Source organism: Desulfotomaculum sp. 1211_IL3151, assembly GCF_036763075.1.
GTDB lineage: Bacteria > Bacillota > Desulfotomaculia > Desulfotomaculales > Desulfotomaculaceae > Desulfotomaculum.
In genome coordinates this window covers 13,648-35,078 of sequence record NZ_JBAIYV010000019.1, presented here as the reverse complement: position 1 = coordinate 35,078, position 21,431 = coordinate 13,648, and the positions used below count along the sequence as shown (strand labels likewise).

24 protein-coding genes and 1 pseudogene are annotated in these 21,431 nt (G+C 41.2%); 6 read left to right on the top strand and 19 right to left on the bottom strand.

From position 1 onward, the window contains the following. The 10 genes from V6C11_RS02955 to fliS form a co-directional block, all read right to left on the bottom strand. Positions 1–714 carry a FliH/SctL family protein gene (locus V6C11_RS02955; RefSeq protein WP_333529587.1) on the bottom strand — a complete coding sequence of 238 codons (714 nt, stop codon included), beginning with the start codon at positions 712–714 and terminating at the stop codon, positions 1–3. Further along, on the bottom strand, positions 698–1,711 hold the full coding sequence (fliG, locus tag V6C11_RS02950; protein WP_333529586.1) for a flagellar motor switch protein FliG: 1,014 nt from the start codon (positions 1,709–1,711) through the stop codon (positions 698–700). Before fliG ends, V6C11_RS02955 begins: the two co-directional genes overlap by 17 nt. Positions 1,712–1,724: 13 nt before the next feature. After that, on the bottom strand, positions 1,725–3,284 hold the full coding sequence (gene fliF / locus V6C11_RS02945) for a flagellar basal-body MS-ring/collar protein FliF (RefSeq protein WP_333529585.1): 1,560 nt from the start codon (positions 3,282–3,284) through the stop codon (positions 1,725–1,727). 19 nt (positions 3,285–3,303) lie between these two features. Then, on the bottom strand, positions 3,304–3,594 hold the full coding sequence (gene fliE / locus V6C11_RS02940) for a flagellar hook-basal body complex protein FliE (RefSeq protein ID WP_333529584.1): 291 nt from the start codon (positions 3,592–3,594) through the stop codon (positions 3,304–3,306). Positions 3,595–3,606: 12 nt separating this feature from the next. Beyond that, a complete protein-coding gene (gene flgC, locus V6C11_RS02935; RefSeq protein WP_333529583.1) occupies positions 3,607–4,044 on the bottom strand; it encodes a flagellar basal body rod protein FlgC in 438 nt (145 codons plus the stop codon). 5 nt (positions 4,045–4,049) lie between these two features. Then, positions 4,050–4,448: a flagellar basal body rod protein FlgB gene (flgB, locus tag V6C11_RS02930; protein ID WP_333529582.1), complete on the bottom strand. Its 399-nt coding sequence runs from the start codon at positions 4,446–4,448 to the stop codon at positions 4,050–4,052. 382 nt (positions 4,449–4,830) lie between these two features. Continuing rightward, entirely contained in the window at positions 4,831–5,904 is a 1,074-nt protein-coding gene (locus V6C11_RS02925; RefSeq protein WP_333529581.1) for a DegT/DnrJ/EryC1/StrS family aminotransferase, read from the bottom strand. A gap of 230 nt (positions 5,905–6,134) precedes the next feature. Then, positions 6,135–6,518, bottom strand: coding sequence for a flagellar protein FlaG (locus V6C11_RS02920; RefSeq protein ID WP_333529580.1), 384 nt, complete (start codon positions 6,516–6,518; stop codon positions 6,135–6,137). Positions 6,519–6,536: 18 nt separating this feature from the next. Continuing rightward, the gene (locus tag V6C11_RS02915) at positions 6,537–6,869 is read right to left on the bottom strand and encodes a hypothetical protein (RefSeq protein ID WP_333529579.1); all 333 of its coding nucleotides are present in this window, start codon (positions 6,867–6,869) and stop codon (positions 6,537–6,539) included. Between the two features lie 70 nt (positions 6,870–6,939). Next, the gene (gene fliS / locus V6C11_RS02910) at positions 6,940–7,329 is read right to left on the bottom strand and encodes a flagellar export chaperone FliS (protein ID WP_333529578.1); all 390 of its coding nucleotides are present in this window, start codon (positions 7,327–7,329) and stop codon (positions 6,940–6,942) included. Positions 7,330–7,483: 154 nt separating this feature from the next. Between fliS and V6C11_RS02905 the strand changes: the two genes are divergently transcribed. Beyond that, positions 7,484–7,894, top strand: a complete 411-nt coding sequence (locus V6C11_RS02905) for a flagellar assembly protein FliW (protein WP_333529577.1) — start codon at positions 7,484–7,486, stop codon at positions 7,892–7,894. Next, positions 7,894–8,127: a carbon storage regulator CsrA gene (csrA, locus tag V6C11_RS02900; RefSeq protein WP_333529576.1), complete on the top strand. Its 234-nt coding sequence runs from the start codon at positions 7,894–7,896 to the stop codon at positions 8,125–8,127. The genes V6C11_RS02905 and csrA overlap by 1 nt, the downstream gene beginning before the upstream one ends. Positions 8,128–8,206: 79 nt before the next feature. Here csrA and fliD read toward each other — a convergent pair whose 3' ends face one another. Further along, positions 8,207–10,021, bottom strand: coding sequence for a flagellar filament capping protein FliD (fliD, locus tag V6C11_RS02895; protein WP_333529575.1), 1,815 nt, complete (start codon positions 10,019–10,021; stop codon positions 8,207–8,209). Between the two features lie 358 nt (positions 10,022–10,379). On the opposite strand from fliD, the gene V6C11_RS02890 reads away from it, so the two are divergent. The 4 genes from V6C11_RS02890 (at position 10,380) to V6C11_RS02875 (ending at position 13,784) form a co-directional block, all read left to right on the top strand. Further along, positions 10,380–11,990, top strand: a complete 1,611-nt coding sequence (locus V6C11_RS02890) for a methyl-accepting chemotaxis protein (protein ID WP_333529574.1) — start codon at positions 10,380–10,382, stop codon at positions 11,988–11,990. A gap of 250 nt (positions 11,991–12,240) precedes the next feature. After that, the gene (mntA, locus tag V6C11_RS02885) at positions 12,241–12,648 is read left to right on the top strand and encodes a type VII toxin-antitoxin system MntA family adenylyltransferase antitoxin (RefSeq protein WP_333529647.1); all 408 of its coding nucleotides are present in this window, start codon (positions 12,241–12,243) and stop codon (positions 12,646–12,648) included. Continuing rightward, complete coding sequence (hepT, locus tag V6C11_RS02880) at positions 12,641–13,072, top strand: type VII toxin-antitoxin system HepT family RNase toxin (RefSeq protein ID WP_333529573.1); 432 nt, start codon at positions 12,641–12,643, stop codon at positions 13,070–13,072. The genes mntA and hepT overlap by 8 nt, the downstream gene beginning before the upstream one ends. Positions 13,073–13,211: 139 nt before the next feature. Then, a complete protein-coding gene (locus tag V6C11_RS02875; protein WP_333529572.1) occupies positions 13,212–13,784 on the top strand; it encodes a class I SAM-dependent methyltransferase in 573 nt (190 codons plus the stop codon). Positions 13,785–14,095: 311 nt separating this feature from the next. On the opposite strand, the gene V6C11_RS02870 is transcribed toward V6C11_RS02875, so the two are convergent. The 8 genes and pseudogenes from V6C11_RS02870 to V6C11_RS02840 form a co-directional block, all read right to left on the bottom strand. Next, positions 14,096–14,293 carry a YjfB family protein gene (locus V6C11_RS02870; protein WP_333529571.1) on the bottom strand — a complete coding sequence of 66 codons (198 nt, stop codon included), beginning with the start codon at positions 14,291–14,293 and terminating at the stop codon, positions 14,096–14,098. A gap of 192 nt (positions 14,294–14,485) precedes the next feature. Next, on the bottom strand, positions 14,486–15,412 hold the full coding sequence (locus V6C11_RS02865) for an Rpn family recombination-promoting nuclease/putative transposase (RefSeq protein ID WP_333529570.1): 927 nt from the start codon (positions 15,410–15,412) through the stop codon (positions 14,486–14,488). A gap of 95 nt (positions 15,413–15,507) precedes the next feature. Next, positions 15,508–16,391: pseudogene (locus V6C11_RS02860) on the bottom strand (Rpn family recombination-promoting nuclease/putative transposase). A 482-nt stretch (positions 16,392–16,873) separates the two neighbouring features. After that, positions 16,874–17,902, bottom strand: coding sequence for a CatB-related O-acetyltransferase (locus V6C11_RS02855; RefSeq protein ID WP_333529569.1), 1,029 nt, complete (start codon positions 17,900–17,902; stop codon positions 16,874–16,876). Positions 17,903–18,178: 276 nt separating this feature from the next. Continuing rightward, positions 18,179–19,450 (bottom strand): FkbM family methyltransferase, encoded by a 1,272-nt coding sequence (locus tag V6C11_RS02850; protein ID WP_333529568.1) that lies wholly within the window; start codon positions 19,448–19,450, stop codon positions 18,179–18,181. Positions 19,451–19,463: 13 nt separating this feature from the next. Next, positions 19,464–20,009: a dTDP-4-dehydrorhamnose 3,5-epimerase gene (gene rfbC, locus V6C11_RS02845; protein WP_333529567.1), complete on the bottom strand. Its 546-nt coding sequence runs from the start codon at positions 20,007–20,009 to the stop codon at positions 19,464–19,466. A 648-nt stretch (positions 20,010–20,657) separates the two neighbouring features. Next, positions 20,658–20,750 (bottom strand): SPASM domain-containing protein, encoded by a 93-nt coding sequence (locus tag V6C11_RS18635; protein WP_442886019.1) that lies wholly within the window; start codon positions 20,748–20,750, stop codon positions 20,658–20,660. 133 nt (positions 20,751–20,883) lie between these two features. Beyond that, positions 20,884–21,093 carry a hypothetical protein gene (locus V6C11_RS02840; protein ID WP_333529566.1) on the bottom strand — a complete coding sequence of 70 codons (210 nt, stop codon included), beginning with the start codon at positions 21,091–21,093 and terminating at the stop codon, positions 20,884–20,886. Positions 21,094–21,431: the final 338 nt, after the last annotated feature.

Here is a 21,431-nt window from a genome sequence, read left to right as displayed (position 1 = left end):
TCACTCCTCTTTCCCGTAAAGGGCCTTTAACACTTCCTGCCAGCGGGTTTCCAAGGTGGCGTCCACCGTACCCTGGTCGGTCTCGATTCTACAACCGCCGGGTGTTATGTCGTTATCCACCAAAATGTTCATTTCTACTTTGCCAGGCAACCCTTGCAGCAGTTCATTTTTTCCCTCTTGTACCATATGATAATCTGCATTGTTTACGTAAAGATTAACAAGTGGTTTATTTTTTATGAAATTAATACATTCCCGGGCAATTTCCATGATGGTATGAGGTTCCACGGCTAATTGAGTCAGCACCACCCGTTCCGCCATATCCACTGCCAGGTCAACGATCTCAGCTTCCATTCTTTCTAGGGTTTGTTCATAAATCTCCTTGGCTTGACGCAAAACGTCGCTGGCCTGTTGACGGATCCTGGCAGCCTCTGCCTCGGAAGCTGTGATTCCTTCTTGCCAGCCGGTTTGCTTGGCCTGCTCCTTTAGTTGTTGAGCCTCTTTCTCTGCCTCTGCCAGGGTCTGTCTTTGCAGTCGCTCAGCCTCTTGCCCTGCCCTGTCCAGAATTTCCTCTGCTTGCTTCCTGGCAGTGGCAAGAAGTTCTTCCGGGGACAGATCCGCTTCCTTCACAGGGGGTGGTGCCAGTACCTTTAAGGGTATCAACTGACCTTGTTCTTCCACCGCTGCACTTTTAATAACCTTAAACAAGGATAGCATCCTCCCCACCCCGGGAAATTACAATTTCACCCGCTTCTTCCAGGCGTCTAATTACATTGACAATTCGCTGTTGAGCCTCTTCAACCTCTTTCAAACGCACTGGCCCCATATAGCTAATCTCGTCCTTGAGCATATCTGCGGCACGTTTGGACATGTTTTTGTAAATGCGGTTGTTTACCTCCTGGTTGGAACCTTTCATAGCCAGGGCCAGATCTTTGTTGTCTACTTCACGCAATACCTTTTGAATCGAAACATCGTGTAGTTTAACAACATCTTCAAAGATAAACATCAAACGGCGCACCTCTTCACCAAGAATCGGGTCAGCCTGTTCTAAATCCTCGAAGATCGTTTTCTCCGTAGCCCGGTCCACTCGGTTTAAGATATTGACCAGGCACTGCACACCGCCCACCACCGTCTCTTCATGCTGGGCCACCGAGGCAAGTTTCTTTTCCAGAACCTTCTCCACCTCTTTGGCCACATCCGGCGATATTCTATCTAAGATGGCCACTCTGCGGGCAACTTCGCTCTGCAACTCAGAACCTAACTCAGCCAAGATAACCGCCGCCTGGTCTGGCTTCAGATAGGAAAGCACAAAGGCAATGGTCTGCGGATGCTCCTCCCGTAAAAAACTCAAAATATGTCTGGGGTCTGTTTTGCGCAAGGAACCAAAGGGGACAGACTGCATGGTAGAGCTGATTCTTTCCAGGATTTCTGTGCCCTTTTCATGGCCATAGGTCTTTTCCAGCAGTTCCTTGGCATAATTCACACCACCGTTCAGCAAATAATCACGGGCTTGAATTAACTGAACAAACTCTTCTACCACTTGTTTTTGAATTTCATTCGGTACTTTATCCATTTCTGCAATAGCACCGGTAATTTTCTCAACCTCGTCTTCGGAAAACTCATGTCTTAGCAATCTAGATGAAATGTCTGCCCCAAGGGAGATAAGTAATATAGCAGCCTTTTGTTCTCCAGTAAGTTTTTCATATTGACTCATGACTTCTCTTCACCTATTCCCTAAGCCATACTTTTAATACAGCAGCAATATCCTTGGGCCGATCCTCGGCCAATTCTTTAAGTTGCTTTTGTTTGTCCTTCGGCAGGGGAATTTCCCACTTCGGTTCTTCCTCTTCCTCCGGTTGTATCGTCCCAACAGGTACCACTGGCGGCGTTTCTACAACGATTGGCTCAGCTTGAGCCTTCTTTTTACGGCGACGGCGCAGCCAATAAGCAATGAGCAGCAGGAGGATAAGCAGTCCTCCCACAGCCGCTGCTATGGTCATATATAAAAGTTCTTTTTCCTTTTGGGTATTATCCGGTTGTTGTTCTTCAGGAAAATCATATTGGCTTTGGTCAAAGGGCATGGCGGAAACCATAATTTGATCGCCCCTCTGTTGGTCAAAGCCAATGGCCGCAGTGACTAATTGTTCGATCTTTTCCTGATCCAAATTTGTTACCGATTCATCTAAAACCACTGCGGTGGAAAGCCTGATTAGCCCGCCGGGAGCCTGCACCACAGACTGGGTCATGGAGCCATGCTGGTAATTTCTTATATCATCTGTCTTGGTATAGCTGTCTTGACCAGTGGCATACTCCCCAGGAATACTTTGACCGGGCATTTGTGTCGTGGAACCTGGAACACCACCGCCACTGCCGCCGGTACCTTCCTCATTAATGCTTCGCTCACTAACAATAGGCCCTGGCAAAACCTCGGTGGTATTGGTTTGTTGCTGGTTAAAGTCCATTTCAGCAGTAACCATAGCCACTGCTTTGTTTGGCCCTAAAACCTTAGCCAACATATTTTGCACCCGGTTTTCCAGTTCCTTTTCGTAGGCTCGGCGAATCTGCTGCTGCTTTTCCAGAACGGTACCTGAATAACCAGCACCCGCTATACCGGCAGAATCCTTGAGAAAATCATTTAAGACATTCCCCTCGGTATCAATAATATGTACATTGTCGGTCTGTAAGCCTTCGACACTGCCGATAATCAAATCATTGAGACCCTTCACCTGTTCCGGTTTTAATTTGGCGCCGGGCTTTAATTTAATTACCACAGAGGCTGAGGCCGTGCCCTCATCATCAATAAAAACACTTTTTTTAGGCAGTACCAGATGAACCCGTGCCTGATCAACACCCTCCACCTTAGTAATGGTGCGACTTAATTCTACCTGCAAGGCCCTCTGGTATGATATCTGCTGTTCAAAGTCTGTTTCGCCAAATTTACTTTTGTCAAAAAGCTCAAAACCACTTCCCACACCTGTTAGCACACCATCACTGGCCAACTTCACCCTTATTTCATCCACTTGGCCCTGGGGCACCAGGATGGTTGTCCCCTGATTAGTCAACTGGTAGGGGATCTTTTCGCTTTCCAGTTGGGCAACTATGTTTCCGGCATCCTTGGGTTCCAGATCTCCCAGCAGAAGCGCATAATTAGGCTTTGCCAAGCTTGTTGTTAAGTAAACCAGACCCGCCAGAATTACCGCACTGACCAGGATGACTAATACTTTTTTGTTTTGACTTGTTTCCTGCCAACGCTGTTTAAGTTTATCCAGCAGGTCTCTAAAATTCACAAAACCACCTCAAAGCAGATTACAATTGCATTCTAGATATTTCTTGATAAGCTTCTACGATCTTATTTCTTACTTCCACGGCCAGCTGCATGGTCAATTTTGCTTCCTGCATGGCCCCTGTTACCTGATGGATATCCTGAATTTCCCCCACCAGAAACCTTTGGGTCACTTCATCGGCCTTGATTTGAACATCATTTAATTTTTCTATGGCCTTATCTAATACCTCCCCAAAACCAGCTTCCCCTGCGTACTTGTTATTAGCAGTTGTTTCAGACACCGGCAAGGTCATGGGTACAGGCAAAATATTCATCTGTTACGCCTCCTAACCCCGGGAGATTTCTAAAGCTTTGAGGGCCATGCTTTTGGCCGCATTTAAAGCGGTAACGTTTGCTTCGTAAGTTCGACTGGCCGTAATCATATCAATCATTTCATTTACAATGTTGATATTGGGATAGGCTACATTCCCCTGCTCATCGGCCAGTGGGTGACTGGGGTCATTGACAATACGCGGTGGAGCAGAGTCCGCCACAATGGCCTTTACCCTAACACCGACCCCCTTCGGTTCCAGTCCGTTGGCCTGGAAGGTTTGCCGGAGTTGTTCGGCAAAAAGCGGTACCTTCCGGCGGTAAACCGGACTGTTTGGGTCATTGGGCCGACTGGCCATATTCATATTGGCAATATTATTGGAAATCAAATCCAATCTCAGCCGTTCAGAAGTCATACCCGAAGCACTGATACCAAAGGTATCAAACAATCCCATCGTCCCTACCTCCTACCTCCAATAACAGTCCCTAATAGACTAAAGCGATCAATAAGCCCCTGCGCAATGACATCATGTTGAATGGTCGTGGCGGCTAGATTGACCATTTCTTCATCAATGTCCACATTATTGCCATCAAAACGCATGGTTGTTTCTTTTACCTGCTTTACCTCGGGCTTTATTTCAGGGCCTACTACTCCGATATGCAAAGGATGTGTTCCCTTTAGTGGCGCACCGGTTTTTCCTATGGCCATCTGCAACTGATCCTCAAAACTAACATAGGATTTTTTAAAACCCGGCGTGTTAATATTCGCAACATTATTGGCAATCACCCTCTGGCGCAAAGCAGTCGCATCCAAACCCCTCTGCAGCATAGTAAACATCGTGGTATCGAATATATTCATCAAAATCACCCTTATTTTTATTAAAACTTGCTAAAGATGGCTTGCGATATCATAGGTAAATAGACCTAGATTGATGTTTAAAATAGCATAAATTATCTAACGTTGTAAAAATTCGACAATTTTACCACAAACCCCTTTACCCAATGGTAATTTGTAATGTTTTTTTAATGTATTTTTGTGGGGAAATCATAAAACGTCTGTATAAAAGCACAGACGTAATAGTTGTTTCCTTTTTATACTTTTCTAGATTAATGTTATTTATCGTCGAAATGTACTTATACATTATTTTATTTGAAAACAAGCTGACTTGTCTATGCTTATTTATACGACTTTGGTCCAGTATTAACTAGGACTAGCGTCTAATTATTTTGGTAATATCTTCCTATATTCCGTTAACTATTTCAACAATTTTTTTAATGCTTTCTTCGTCAATTTTCGATTGTACCGGTAAATTAATAACCCGCTGGTAAAAATCTTCGGCCCTTGGACAAAGGGGACCTTCGATGGTGCAGACATCCGGGTGCCCCTGCCACAAATAAATAGGATGCAAGTAAATAGGGTAGAATTGAACACTGGCAGGAATACCCTGCTGAATTAACCGCTCAACAATCTCCCGTCGCCTGTTGATAAGCTGTTCTCCCTTTAAAAGCACGGGGAAAGAATACCAGGCAGCATCCCCTACCGCTTCATTCTTGGGCAACTCCAGCCCTGAAAGTTCTGCCAGCCCGGCAAAGTATTTCTTTGCAATTTCCCTTCGCTGGGCCTGCATCTGATTCATTTTTGCAAGCTGCGGGAGACCCATGGCCGCTTGCAGGCTGGTCATTTGGTAATTAAAGCCTATTTCCTGAGCTTCGTAATGCCAGGGGCCTTCATTTTTTATCCATTCAGCTTGGTCAAGCATTAGGCCGGTATCACGAAATAAGGTCAGCCAGCGGTAATACTCTTGGGAATGGGTCGTTACCATACCGCCCAGTTCGGTGTAAATCCCCTGGGCATGGGAAAAATCAAATACCGTTAGTGGGCTAACCGTTCCTACTTTCCTGCCGCCATAGGTTGCACCCAGGGCTTGGGATGCATCTTCGATGATGACAATTTCTTTCCCTTGAATAATTTTTTCCAATTCAACCATGGCACAGGGTTGTCCCGCGTAATGGGTAGCGATAATCGCCTTGGTTTTATCCGAAATACGCCAACGAACTGCTTCGGGATCCAGCAGCCCTGTTTGTTGATCGATATCGGTGTAGGTAGGCACAGCGTCTAAATAGCGAATGGCGTGGGCCACTTCCGGATGAGCATTGGGAGATAAGATAACCTCATCTTTATGACTTACCCCAGCAGCATAAAGGGCCGCATGTAAAGCAGCGGTGCCATTGGCTACCGCCACAGCATACTTAGCACCTATGACATGGGCAAAGGCCTCTTCAAACTCTTTGACGATTTTCGTTCTTTTTTCCATCGACTAAGCCCCTTTGCAAATTTTAGCAACTATTATTATAAGATGGATTGTTTAATTTAAACAACTGAAAATTAAAGGAAGTATCGTAAAGCTGCTTTTTAGCAGCAAGCGATACTCCCTTTGAGTGTCATTTAGTACCTTTATCATCCCGAGCGACAGAGAAGACTCCTAATGCTCGATTCTACTTAATAAGATCCTTCGCTATTGCTCAGGAGGGACCGGACAACTTCCTAGGCAAATTTATCCACTACTAAACCAAGCACTTTTTTAAAATAGGCTACCATGTTTAATACTCTTTCCGGGGGTATTTCACGAATTACAGATTGATCCTTAGGGTTAACAATTTTAACGATGTACTCCCCGCTTTTTTCATGCAGTTTAAAACGCAGTTCCGTATTGTAAGTCTCCATGGTTTGGTTTAGCTTCTCTATGGCCTGCTCTGCCTGGCCCTTATTAAATTCCCCTGACTTTTCTCCTTTTTCTGAAGGGTCTTGGAAATCCCTTCCTAGCTCCTCTTCCACTTTATCTATTTTTTGGGGGGCATCTTCCCTTAAAGCAGACTGTTGAGGATAACCAATTGGTAAACCTGTAACCCCACCCAAACCCTCTATCATTTTTCTCCCCCTTATATTCTATTTTTTATTATCAATAAAGTAGCCATTGCTTTGCCTTTGGTATGGATAATAGGCTTGTTGGATAACCTTACGATTCATTACATCTTTTATTTTCCCTTTGATAAGAGCCTGTGTTTTCATTATGTTCTCCTTATGTTGTGCATCAAGCGCGATGACCTCTTTGATTATCACTTGGATCTGAAGCTTTAGGTCTTGAATCTGCTTATTCTCTGGTACTGTAGACAAGCTAATCTGCTGATCAAGTTCATCAACCTGACCCATCAGTTCCTGACGCTTCGTTAATAACGCGTCTAAGTCATTTACTTCGTCATCACCAATCGCACCGGACATCTCGTTGGTGACCCTCCATATACCTTGGACTAAACTTTTTTTATTTTGGTAAAGTGCTTCAAGTGTTTTGTTAGCCAAGGGAAATACCTGATTTTACTTGTTTCACAGCCTGTATCCAGGTGTCTCGGAGCTCCTCAGCAAATCCGGTAACTTCCTGAAGAATCTCATGATCCTTTTTTAGGTTCCCTTCCACCAGCCTGCGACTCATATAATCATACATTAGCTCTAGATTTTTTCCCACCTCCATACTGGTGTCCAAGGTATTCATGAGGTGGTTTACTATTTCCTGGGCATGGGTAATGGAATTATGGGCTAACTGGATATCCTTTTTGGTTATATATCCCTGAGCCAGCTTTAGATCCTTCACCAGCCTATTATAAAGCATTGTGGTTAATTCCTCGGGACCAGCACTCATAATGGCATTTTGCTGGTAATTTTTATAGGGATCTTTGGCAATCATTGCTTTACCTCCATCCTTTTTAAATCAGCTATCAGGATGTTTCTTACACCACTGGTTTTCTATAGCTTTTTTCGGTTGTTTCTCAAGTTTCTTGAGTGTATTTATGGTACATTAGAAAGAAAACCTTTCAGTTTTTTGCAAGGAGGCTTTTATTTTGGAGCAATCGACAAGGATCACCTTTGCCCAGGGTCTGCCGGGTTTTGAAAACCTGCGCCAATTTAGCTTGAGTCATGCCTTTGAAGAAACAGAACTATACTACTTGCAATCCAGTGAAGAACCGGACATCTGTTTTCTCTGCATCAACCCTTTTCATTATACAAAGGGTTATGAATTTGTTTTACCGTCAACCGTCCAGGAGGAACTGACAATAAAGCACTTGTCCGAGGTTGCTGTTTTCAACATCGTTACCATTAATGGTGGCCTGGAACAGGCCACTGTCAACCTACAAGCACCGATTATTATTAACACCGCCCTGGGAAAAGGTGCACAGGTGGTTTTAAATGATACTGTCCATAATATTCGAGAGTCCCTGAAAAATTTATTGCAAGGGACGGTGGCAAAATAATGTTAATTCTATCCAGAAAAAAGAACGATTCCATCCGTATTGGTGACAACATCACCATTACGGTAGTGGAAATTAGTGGGGATACCATTAAAATCGGTATTGATGCCCCAAAAAATATCCAGATTATTCGCAGCGAATTGTTAAAGGCAGTTGAACAGGAAAATAAAAGTGCTGCCTCTCCTCGGTCTGCGATTTTTGATCTGGCTCAATTAATTAAAGGTGACCAAAAATAAACCAAAAAACACAGGGGGACGGTTCTTTTGTGTCGTTGAAAACGACACAAAAGAACCGTCCCCCTGTGTTTTTCTCGATTTATTGGCCGCCCCCGAATTGCTGCATCAGCCAGGCATTTTGTTGGTTTAACTGATTGATTGCCGTTTCCATGGCAGAAAACTGCCGCCAATAACGGTCCTCTATTTGCTTGAGACGAGTTTCCCAAGTTTTGATATCATCATTGACATGGTCAATGCGTTTGCCTATATAACTCTCATCTACTTTATTACCGTGGGCCCCGGCTTTATCAATAATGGTATCTATACCAGCAGTGACATGATCTGAAAGTCTCTGGGCCACACCATTAGAACCAGTAAATACATTCATAACTCCCTGCAGGTCATTTTGGATCGCCTTTTTTAAGGTATCTTCCCTTATTTCCAACTTACTGGACATATAGTCCGCCGTAGTGACAATACCTAGCTTTGATAAGCCAACCATGGTAGCCCGTAGTTTATCTCGAACATCCTGCAGAGTCGTATCGTTGCGCAGCATACCACTGCGGGCATTTTCCTTCCATTGGTCAACCTGGCTATCTGTTAACTTTTCCCGTTGAACCTCTGTAAGGGGCCAGGTATATTCTTTATAGCGTTTTTCGGATAGTTTGTTATCAATGGTTTCAATAAGTTTATTGTATTCATCGACAAATCCCTTGATGCTATTGTATACCGCATCATTGTCGGTTTGCACCTTGATCATGGTGGTGGCATTGGGGTCTGCATTTTGCAGTGTATAGGTAACGCCGTTTAGGGTAAACTCGTTGGTTTTGTATTCGGTAATTTGTACGTTATCAATTACCACATCGGCGTTTCTGCCATTGGATATGGCATTGATTGCCGGGGTATCTTCATCCGTCAGCTTTAACTTCTGGGCCAGCGTGTTATTTACCACTTCCAACCCTTGATCTTCACCTGTTTTATTGGTAAACAGGAAAAAGCGATCGATGGTGTTATCATAGGAGGCCCGAACATCCCAGCTTTTCCCCCCTGAAACCTTAGCTGTCACTGCCTTTGCCACATCTGGTTCATTGGATGTGATAAGTAACTCTCCGGCACCATTTTTGGTCAGGGTTGCTCCTTCCGGTTTAATCTTATCAATAATATCTGAAATAATCGCATCCCCGGTTTTAAAGGCAGGGTCGGAAATATCATACAAGATATCTGCCTTGAGGTCTGACTTTGCCAGGCTTTCCGATTCATAGCTAGAATTTGCCTTATTCCAAAGGGCCACTGTTTTATCACCAATGGTAATGGTTAACCCCTCTGCCAGGGCACTGTCAGCAAGCTTTAGGGTTTGCACTTGCTTTTCCGTGGCAGAGGCCCGCTGGGTGGTATTTAGAGACACCCCCGCAGAAGTATGGTTATTAATTCTCCCTACCAGATCATAAATGCTTTCCGTTTTTGGGTCCAGCTTAAAGACCACATCGTTAACCACAAATTCCAAAGCTTCCGTATAATTCGTGTCAAATTGGCCATTTAAGGTGGCTAGGTTTTCCTTCGAGCCTATTTTGGAACTACTGGTTAAGGAGGCACTCTCCGCCAGATGATTGACCGTAATGCGATGGGTTCCCTCATGGGCCAAGGAACTGGCCGTCGCTTTGACGGAATTTTCATTGGATGAGCTAGCGGTTCTGGCCAGAAAAGTTGATTGTAGCTTCATGTTGAAAAGATTATTATCACGAAAGCTGCGAAAGGTTGAATTAATGGTTCTATAGTCCTCTTGCTGCCACTCCAAGACCTGCTTCTCTTGCAGCAATTTATCCATTTTCATGTTCTGGACTTTCATCAAGTCCCTTACAATTTGATCAACATCCATGCCGGAGACTAATCCGCCGATTCTCATAGAAGAAGACATCTCATCTACCACCTTCCCGTGAAACTCTACTTTATTTATCGGCAGCTAAGTAATTTTCTTTAATAATTTATAGCAGGCAACCGATTTGAAATTAAAAAGCAACATGGTAGGCTTGCCTGTTTTAAGCATTGTGGAGGTAGCTTCTGGGAAAAGTAGAAGAATTGCTAATTAATCCCTTCTCACCTTCTTAATCAAAAAGTCAGACAAAAGTAATTCATATTCGACAAATAACGTGATATAAAAAATAAAGAATAAAATATAATATATACGCATCAATATTAAGGATCATAAAATCCAAAAGCAAGTAATTTGCATAAAGTACATTTTAAATATTCTAAATATTATTGGAGGTAAGTTTATGAGCATTTTTAAGAATTTAAAACTAGGTACAAAAATAACGCTATGTTTTGGGGTAATTCTATGTATTCTTGTTAGTATTGGAGCCAATTCAATTTATACATTGAATACGGTCTCTAAAAATTCAGATAAAATAGAACTGTATAATCAGAGAATTGATTACCTTCGAGAAGTCAAAGGTGATTTTGGTATGGCAATCGCTTCATTCAGAGGGTATTATGCTTATGGTGAGGATAAATATATCGATTCATACCAAACGGAAATGCAGAAAACAAAGGGTCACTTGGAAGAACTTCTCCTAATTGCTGAACAAGCAAATGCAGATAAGATTACCGAAATAATTAAAGATCTTAATGCTTATGATAAAAGGATTACCGAAGAGTACATCTTATTGGTGGAGAAATGGTATGAAACTTTTGAAACAAAAGATGACGTTGCTAATGAGCTTTACGATGCTAAAATTACTAGTCTAGCTGGGGAATTAGTACCAGTTACTACACGGTTAACTGAATCACTAAATACCCTCATTGAAGACAATGATCGTTTAATTAAACAAGAGACTAGCCAAATTGATACCTCTATGAAAAATGCTAGCGTTATCGCTATCAGCGCAATGATACTGTCTGTAATTATAGCAATATTCCTAGGCTTGTTAATAATCAGGAGCATTAAAGTCCCGGTTGTTCAGTTATCACAAGTTGCAGATAACATGGCCAACGGAGATTTTACTAAATCGGTTGTTATTAATTCCGGTGATGAACTTGGTGATCTTGGTAATTCCTTTAACAAGATGTCTGAAAATCTAAGGTTTTTAATTGGCGAAATAGTTGGTTATGGAACTAGTATAGCGGCCCACAGTCAGGAACTTGCGGCCAGTAGTCAGGAGATAAGTGCTTCTACCCAAGAAGCAGCCAGTACAACCAATGAGGTTGCAGCTATGTCTGAACAGGCCATGGATTTATCTAACCAAACCCTGAATGAATCTAAAAAAATGTATGAACTGGCTCAAGAGGGAAATGTCTCTGTCAATAACACGATTCATATGATTAATGGAATTGCTCAGGTTGCTAGCGAAACGAGCAAGAGCATGGATTTCTTAGGGGAGGTTTCCATTAAAATAGGAAGTATCACGGATACCATCACTCGGATTGCAGATCAAACTAATTTACTTGCCTTAAATGCCGCTATTGAAGCTGCACGCGCAGGGGAACATGGGAGGGGCTTTGCTGTTGTGGCAGAAGAGGTTAGAAAACTTGCAGAGCAATCTAGTACAGCTGCCAAAGAAATAGGGAATCTAATCAAAGATTCAACGAATACGGTAGATGAATCTGTTAATAATACCAGCAGAACCATGAAAGCGATCTCCGACGGTGTAAGTCTAGCTGAACAGGCTGGGGTATCAATAACTAATATTATTACTGTAATGAATAAAAATGTTTCTATGACAGAAAAGATTAGTACGGATATAAAACATGCTTCAATGGGAACTTCTCAGCTATCTGCTACTTCGGAACAAATAGCCTCTACCACCGAACAGATGGTAAGTGCCGTCCAAGAATTAGCAAGTATCGCCCAAAACCTACAAGTCTCAGTTGAAAAATTTAGAGTTTAACCAATTTCTCTGACCCTGGCATCTTTTAGCAGGGTCAAATTTTTTCTGATACTTAAGTAAGCAGGGGCCGTCCCCTTCTGGGGGAACTAGAAGTCCCAAAGGGCTTGCGGTTCCTTCCCTGAGCAAAAAGTTAGTAGGAAATTTTATCTTTTTAGAGAAGTATACAATTTAATACGAAGTAGATTTTAGCATGGATAACAATCTATCAACGGGGCACGTAACAAGGCGGGTGGTTATTATAAGCAACCTTATGTTAATTGACAATAAAATTTTATCCGTTATCATTCAATACTTGCAGGAAAAAATTTCACCCTATTTAATTGTCCTTTTTGGCTCAGTGGTAAAAGGAAATCTGAGGGAGAGCAGTGATATCGATATTGCCTTTTTAAGTGACCAACACTTTAGTGACTATGAAATATTTATGTATGGTCAGGACCTTGCCGATAGGATAGGAAGAGATGTAGACTTGGTGGATTTAAATAAGGCATCAACCGTGTTTCAAACCCAGGTAATCAGTTCAGGAAGAGTTATCTACTGTGAAGACGAAAGAAAAAGAATGCAATTTTACATGCTTGCTTTAAAAAAATATGCCCGTCTAAACGAGGAACGTCAATGCATTTTTGATAAGTTAATGGAAAGAGGCACTATCTATGATTAATGATGTGATAATAAATAAGTCACAGGTTATTAAGCGCTGCCTGGATCGAATTAATGAAGAATATAAGGGGGATGTGCAAAATCTGCACAACTATACCAAGCAAGATTCCATTATCTTAAACCTGCAACGTGCCTGTGAAGCAGCCATTGATCTGGCCATGCATATAATTGCGGAAAAAAACTTAGGCATTCCCCAGAGTAGTCGCCAGGCCTTTGATCTACTGTGCCAGTATAATATTATAGAAAAGGAACTAGCTGAAAGATTAAAAGCAATGGTTGGTTTTCGCAATATCGCTGTACATGATTACCAGACTATTAATCTAAACATAATACAAAAAATTATTGAATATCATTTGGGAGATTTTAAAATATTTACGAACAAACTCTTGCAGATGTCACAAAACAGCAACAACAACTTCCTGTAGTAGCTAATCCCCCTTCTATGGATTATGTAAAAAAGCTGCAGCTCTACGAAAACCACCGAGTCCGGGAGTATTGGATAACTAATATATATTGAGCAAACTATAATAAAACATCACATTGATATTAAGGCGGTGAAATGAATTGTCCCACATATTTGATGCCAAGAAAAAGGCCAAGTTAGATGACCCTCGAAGAAAGGAACTGATACCACAAAACAAGGTATTTTCCTATTTAGGGATCAAAGCAGGGGAAGTGGTTCTGGATATGGGCTGTGGTATTGGTTTCCTGACACTGCCGGCAGCCCAGACGGTGGGTGCCGGGGGATTTGTCTATGGCCTGGACATCCAGGAGGACATGTTGGTGGAAGCCTTAACCCGGTCCAAGCAAGAAAATCTTTATAATATCGCTTGGGTTTTAACCTACCCCGACAAAATTGCACTTCCCTCCGCCAGTGTAGATTGTGTTATGTTAGGCATGGTTGCCCATGAGGTACCGGATCTAGCACAACTGCTAGCTGAGTGCAGCCGAGTACTTCGGCATGGTGGCAGGATTGGTATTGTGGAGTGGAACCAAACCTTCATCGAAATGGGTCCCCCCCTAGATCATCGTCTAAAACCAGAAACCTTACAGGAGAACCTAATGCAACAGGGGTTTACTGACATCGCTGTTCACAATATCAGCCAGGGAGTTTATCTATTAATAGGTATTCAATAAAAAAGGCGAAAAAGCGGGGCCAGGCTTGCGTTATTGTATTTCAATTTTGCAATAATGCAAGCTTAACCCGCTTTTTCTCAATTTCTCCTGGGGCCGTGATACTAAATCTCGAATTTTAGGGAATTTTTTTGGGGGGTACCCGGGGGTACCGCTTTTCTCTAGGATCAAGTTCTTCATTAAAGAAAGCGCCTTCAGAAAGTAACACCACTTGCTATACTAAGTACTTATAAGGGGTATAATTTTGATAAAGTAAAACTGAGAGGTGAAAAAACTTGAGTTTCTTTACCTCCATTCTACTCGGGTGGCAACAACTATGCATAGTCATCTATGTTATTCCCCAGGTAACCAAATGCTTCCTGGGGAATTGTATTTTCACTATTATCCATCATCTTGGTTAACAGGTTGCTGTTTTGTTCAGCTGTGTTTAGCGCCTTCTTCAAAACTGAAACACCAACATCCTGCTGTAGCTGAGCTTGATTCTTAATTATGGATAATGCTGCAATATCCATGAACAGCGCCTCCTATCGTCTCAATTAACACTCTTTGTTATTGTTAAATTCCCAGTTGTCTAACAAGCTTAGAAAAACTCCATTATTGTCGAATTTTAGGGATACTGGGTACCGAAACTCTTCTTTATTAGCGAAGGAACTGGCAAAAGGCTGCTGTTCAGTTGAGGACATTCAACGAAAACTAAAATTTTTTTAATTTTTCATTGCCTCCTTTACTATAATTAATGCCTCATCAAAACTATTAACAGTATAGATTTTATTAATGATTTTATCCAAAATATTCAAGTCATTAATTTTTTTTACTTCTGATTGTAGACCTAGAGACTGATCCTTAAATCTAGCATCAAGGTATTTACAAATGGAATCCACCATACCCTCGGTTCTTCCTTCCATTTTACCTTCAGCCTTAGCACCAACTATCATGGATAGTTCATCCCTAGCGGCTTTTTCTCTAAGCTCATACAGCCTGCGTTCTTTTTGGTTCTTGAAAAAAATCTGTTCAATCGTCATAGCTTTGCGAATTCCGGGGTTTCCCATGGCAATTTCCTCCATTTCTTCTCCCTGAATATTATTTAAATAGAGTAGCCATTCCTCTAAGCTATTTTGCGGCTTCCTTTTTAGTTTCTTTATCTTCTCTAACTCTATGAAATGTATTTCCAAATCGTCGTTAAGTAACTCTCCGCTTTCATCCTCTCTAAGGTGAAAGGTATGGTGATATTTACCTTTACTGCTGAACCAGTCAAAGCCAAGGATGTTAATCGTGATGGTCTTCCTAAGATGAATAAAATTTTGACCGCTGGCCAATTGCCCATGGTACAATCCTGACCAGTAGAACAAAGTGCGCTTATCAATATTATATTTATTAACTATCTGGACTTCAATATTCACCAATGCACCAGAAGCTGTTTTTGCCAAGATATCAAGTCTAGAGGCCTTGTCAAGTAGGTATTTGGGGTCTAATTCCCGATCCAACAACTCAACTGTGATCAATTCCCGTCCCGGTAATGGCTCCAATACTGCATTTAGGAAACTAACAAGTGCTTCTTTACCTTCTTCCGATCCGAGTATCCTCTTAAAAGCGTAGTCGTTTGTCCGGTTGATAGCTTTTATTTCCGCCAAAGAACTCACTTCTTTCCATACTACTTTCTATAAATTATATCAGATAATTAGGTACTACTTAAGGGGATTGGTAAAAACACAGAAGGAGCAGAGGTTTATTGGGTATCTTTTATTGCATCCTGAATTATATATGCAGCGTCTTCCATGCAGTCGGTTTTGTAGATTTTCTTTATTATTTTATCCAATACAGCCAAATTATTGATGGCCCTTATTTTTTCCTGAAGGCTAGTAGACGCATCAACAAATTTAGCATCGAGGTACATACAGATGGCATCCTGCGCCATTGCGACCTTCCCCTCTGCTTTGCCTTCTTCCTTCGCACCAACTACCATAGAGATTTCATCCCTGGCTGCTTTCTCCCTTAGTTCGTATAACCTACGCTCTTTCTTATTCTTAAAGAAGATTTCTTCAATAGTCATCGCTTTGCGGATGCCAGGGTTAGCCATAGCAATCTCCTCCATTTCTTCTCCCTCAAGATTGTTAAAGTACATCAGCCATTCCTCTAATGGATCTTTGGGCTTCTGCTTTAGGTTGGTTATCTTTGGAAGTTCCAGTAGGTGGATTTCTATATCTTCGATAAGCAATTCTCCGGTCTGGCCTTCCCGGAGTCGGAAGGTGTGTTGGTATTTGTCCTTTCTCTTATTCTTATCCCAATAAAAGCCTAAAATGTTAATTGTAATGGTTTTTCTAAGACCCGTAAAATTCTGTCCGCTGGTCAGTTGCCCATGGTATAATCCTGCCCAATAGAAGAGAGTTCGTTTCTCTATATTGTATGGGTTGTTGACTTGGACTTCTATATTTATCAATGTACCCAGAGCTGTTTTAGCCACTATGTCTAGCCGGGCTGCTTTGTCCAGCAGGTATTTAGGATCATTTCACGGTCCAGTAATTCCACCCAGATCAGTTCTTTTCCAACTGCGGGCTTAAGTACGGCATTCAGGAAGCTGATTAATGCATCTTTGCCCTCTTCTGATCCCATGATCCTCTTAAATACGTAATCATTGGTGCGATTAATCCCCTTTACCAAGCCCTCACCCCCAAGATTTTCTTACCAAAATATTAGATCAGATTCTTAACTCTATTTTACCAAAAGGCTTTGATAAATTAAGACTGTTCTTCAACTGGGAAAGTTGAGTATTTAATTTTAACTGTAGACCCGGAGACGGTGCCTGGTTCCATCCGCTGGGAACCTTTCATTCCCGTTTATCAACCTCATACGAAGGCGGTACCTGGCACCGCCTAGCTAATTTTTTATTGAAACCACCAGACCCAAAAGAAATACATGCAAAACCGCCAATTCTGTAGTTAACTGAAATACCAGACACTTTAGCAAATTCCGATTTTTCAAGACCGATAGCTTCAGACAAAATGACATGAGCAATAAAATTAGTAAATAGTGCAACAGTTAGGCGATTATCATAGAAAAAATATAATGGGACAAGGTGCCTGTCCACTAATGTCTCAGAAAATTGGCTTGTCAACCCCGGAAACAACTTTCACACCATACATATCTGCGTAGCAGGTCCTCCGTACGGTTTCCTGTGCGCGGGTTGTTATATAATAGTCGCTTATTTGGAACAGTGGACGCTCATCAGGCAAATTGTCAATAAGCAAAACAATGTTTTCATTTTTTTCTTGTCCTAGCTTTACCACTATGGAATCAATTTCTTCCATATAACGCCGTATAAATACTTCATTTGGCACGCTGTCATCGTAATTTAAATACATTACTAGTTCTGCCTCGTTGGTATCGCCATATCTTCGGCAAAATTCCTGGATAATATATTCGGTTAGAGAATAGCTTGCGTCAAGGTCAGGAAACATAAGAATAATCGGTTTTGTTTTTTTATAGTTAATTGATGGAAGATCAGTTGCTGGCTCTTCGTAAAACCGCTCAATAAACTCATCAATTCTTTTAGTAAACATCTTTTTGTTTTCTTGCAGCTTTTCAATATCCCAAAGCCACCACGATATTTTTAACAGTTTTTTAATTTGTTCTTCGGCAAAACGATACTTAATAATTGTCGCAGGGTTACCACCGACAATTGCGTAAGGCGGCACATCGCTTACAACATGCGAATTTGCGGCAATGACAGCCCCGTTATGTACAGTTACACCGCTCATGATAGTTACACCGCTACCAAGCCAAACATCGTTTTGAATAATAATTTGATTATGCTGTTTCAATACGTTTTCTTCCGTGACATCACTTAAAAATGAACATGCACCAGTAGTTACACGCTTATAATCATGGTTAAGGGAAAGCATAAATTTGATTTTATCGGCAAACGAACAGTATTTTCCGATATGCAGATTATGGGCGATTCGTTCGGTATCGAAGTTTATACCACTTTGAATCTCACAGGATACAATAAACGAATCACGATCAATAACCATTAACGGGAATTGTGGTTTATTATTTTCTATGGTAGCCATCACGGTTGTAATATCCGTAATTTGCTTCGGTTGAACCGAAAAGTTCATCATCATTTGAATCATTCCTTATCATTGCCAGCGGAATATCAGTTAGCTATTTTCATATTCGCAAAGGCACCAAATTTTAGGGGTACCGGGCACCTTCACTCTTCACTAAGTTAATCGTTAGCTGAGAAGATGAAAATGATTTCTTATTTTACTTTTTAGCAAAACAAAAAAGTCAGCCTGATTATTTCAGTCTAAACTAACTATCACTTAAATTACAGGAACAGCCCCCATGGTTAAATCAGACATTACTGTAGCTTCATTGTCAGATGAAACACCGTTTTACTATACCGCATATATACAATAAGACATTGCAAAAGGTAGCTCAGATGGCAGATATCTCAAATAAAACTGATAAGCGGGATCAATTCTGTTAATTAACAGCGGCACATCAACAATGTCGGCAAGCTTATGGTAGCTGTCTACCACTATCTTAGGATGCTCATTTTTGATGTGATACTTGGCACCAAGGATCGCCTCTTTGTCAACGCCTTCCACATCAATTTTTAAAAAGGTAATTTCTTCTTTGATATCTTCATCTAAAGGAACTATTTCCACTTTATACAGGCCATTGTTCCCCAATTTGTTGCCCTCAAAAGGACCCGCCACACCATTCAAATACATTTCGCCACGCTTGTCAGATACACCCTTCCAATTATTGACCACGTTGTTGAGTGGTGCCAGATTCTTCTCCAACACAGCAAAGGTCTCTTTGGAAATTTCATAGGTATAAATTCGTTTATAATTACGCCCATATGTATTGACAAAAGATGCTGCTGTATCGCCAATATATGCTCCAGCATCAACAAATACCTCGTCCTTTTGATACTTGATGATATCTAAATCAAAATTGACTGGAAATATATTATCTCCAGCTTTTGCTATCCCCTCAGTAGAAAATGTCAGCCAATTATTGATAATAGCATTCAAAACATTTTTCGACCGGTAATCGCACAGCCTGCCATAAAACCATTCGAAATCAGCCACCCGGTTTTTTAAAACCTTCATTCGGTTAATTAACAACGAATTGTCAGTGCCATTTGGACCATCAAGAACATTATTCTCAAAATACCATCCTCGGTATTTCACAGTAAGATCATGATACAACACTTCATTTTGCTCTTTAATTGTCTTCAAGTGTTCAAAAGCAAACTTACATAAGTCTTTGAAGCTTGTCTTCTTAATAAACTCCATATAGTAGAAAAACTCAGTATCCACACTGTTGTGAAAGGAATTAAGCAACGGTTTTTTATGATACTTATCCGATACCAGCAGTACAACTACATTCTCAAACCAAGCATCAAACAATGGCTTTAATTCTGCAAAGCAATTCTCAGATTTTAATTTGCCGATATAATTTAGCACCTGCGTTGCATCTGGAACCCTTCCTGCATAAAAGGCAACCGATTCAAGATGCGTAAGACAAGCTGAAACAGCTTCTAAAATGTCATCGACCAGATACTCATTACCTGTAATACCATTATCGGCCAAATAATCAATACCATCATTAGCCGCAGTTAAGACTGATATGATCTGCCGTATTTCCTCTGCCGCCATTGATACCGCCTCCTCATTCTCCTCGTTTCAGGCTTACATACTCCCAATTTTTATCTTTTTCACTCATGATATATGGCGGCATTATCGGCCATACTATCCCAAACGCTGGATCGTCAAATCGGTAGCCAACTTCCGTATCCGGTGTATAATACTCTGTCACCAAATATAATACCTGCGCATTATTCGTCAGTGTTAGATACCCATGGGCGCAGCCTTTCGGAACATACAGGCCAACCCCATTTTCCGCTGAAAGTATCTCACCAACCCACTCACCATAAGTCGGTGAGCCTTCTCGAACATCCACACATACATCAAATACCGCGCCTTGTACACAGGTTACCAGCTTGTCTTCCGCTGCCTTACCAGCTTGAGAATGCAATCCCCTGAGTGTGCCTTTGCTTCGATTAGTTGACAGGTTCATTTGCGCGATATCGCCACATAGTCCTGCCGCCTCCAGTTCACGGCGGCAGAACATGCGGGAAAATGTCCCGCGCTCATCGGCAAACGGCTCGCGTTTGACTAGGTAAGCACCTACTATTTTTGTCGCTGTGATTTTCACCACATAACTCCCCTAACATTTACGTCTTAGTAAATGACGTAATCTTATTCTTAATGCCTAAATCACGAATTTGCTTCTCAATGACTTCTTATATGCGCTAGGCAAATAAAAATAGTAGCATTCTATCCTTGAAAGACATGCTCTGCCTGAATTTTACAGCAATATATTAATCAGACACGCTCACATTATATTGCTCTGCGCTTTCCGTAAAGGGAAGATTTGAACTCTTTCGCATATATACGGATTCGGAACTAATAAAAATTAGTGTTTCGTCCGACCATTAATAAACGTATATCATTTTCCGCATACTCTTTATTAAAACAAATAAAATCACATACCATATCGAATGTCATATCTTTTATAGACTTGTACGTCTCAGCAAAGCACCGTATATCCCCGAGTAATTGATGAACCTGCTCGGCGCGTTTTCCTGGTTAATCCCCGGTTAATTTCCCAAACATCATAACCTGCCTCAATTGCTTTCTGAGTACAATGCCAGCTAATATTTACATTACCGCCGATCATCAAAACCTTCAATATTATTTACCTATTCATCTTAAGAGTTCTTCACGATAATTATCAATATTATCCAATGTCGCTGATTCTATTTCCATACATTTATCACACAAGAACTGTTTCCGGCCTATTTCAGCGTAAGTGTTCGAGTTGTATTTGGCGAAGTGTCTCACCATTCCAAATTTCACAAACACTTTGTTCCCTTACATTACCTATATTCTTCATATGGTTCCAGTCAACAATTCAATGTGTTACTGTACCGTCCGAATTAACTGTCAAAATATAAAAAATGCGCGAACATACGATAATCTCTTGCGGTAGTTGCATTTGCACCTGAATAAATATTTATATATTTGACTTAATATTTTCCAAACCCTGGCCAACAGTTAGCTATATATTCAACTGCAATTTCATCACAAATATTGCCAAATAGGTCATAGAAATGTTGCTCTGTTTCATCGTCCAAATTATTAACCATTGTTTTGATAAATATATGGCAATTTCCCTTGTTTTCATATAAATCACAAATATTTTCTATGAATTTTTCAAAATCAATCTTTGTGTTCATATCCGTTTATATCCCTCACCACTTAGCGCTTCCACCGAAATATTTATCCTTGATCGTCCCGCTTCCACCAACTTCCTGTTCAACATAGGATTAAGGAGAGTTCCATTTGTTGTAAGATCAATAGCGTCAAACTTTCCAGAATCTCTTCCGTAAGCAATCATTTCAGGCAGATTTGGATTTACAAGCGGTTCTCCTTCTTTAATATAGCCGAAGGACTTTTATGTGGTCAGGAAACTCCTTGCAATCATAATAATTTTCATAATTCCAATACTTTCTTTTTTTCTCTATAGTCCATAAATTTTCATATGTACGACTACACGGGCAAAAAGTGCATTTCA